Origin of the sequence: Vibrio sp. 10N.222.55.C6 (genome assembly GCF_041473395.1) — a bacterium.
Classification (GTDB): domain Bacteria; phylum Pseudomonadota; class Gammaproteobacteria; order Enterobacterales; family Vibrionaceae; genus Vibrio; species Vibrio crassostreae_C.
In genome coordinates this window covers 348,703-348,933 of the sequence record NZ_JBFRSD010000002.1, presented here as the reverse complement: position 1 = coordinate 348,933, position 231 = coordinate 348,703, and the positions used below count along the sequence as shown (strand labels likewise).

1 tRNA gene is annotated in these 231 nt (G+C 45.9%); it reads right to left on the bottom strand.

Annotation, left to right across the window (positions count from 1 at the left end):
- Window positions 1-48: 48 nt before the first annotated feature.
- Window positions 49-135: transfer RNA gene (locus tag AB4486_RS03260), tRNA-Leu, on the bottom strand.
- Between the last annotated feature and the right edge of the window lie 96 nt (window positions 136-231).

Genomic DNA, 231 nt, shown 5'->3' with positions numbered 1-231 from the left:
ACTGAGCTAGTATCGCATTTGCTTTATCGAGATAAAGACTTTAATAGATGGTGCCCCGGGCCGGACTTGAACCGGCACAGCGCGAACGCCGAGGGATTTTAAATCCCTTGTGTCTACCAATTCCACCACCAGGGCACGCAATTCTTTATTGCGATGCCGATTACTGAAAAGTAAAACACCATCTTAATGCTGACGCCAATCAACATTACAAAATTTGGAGCGATACATCGG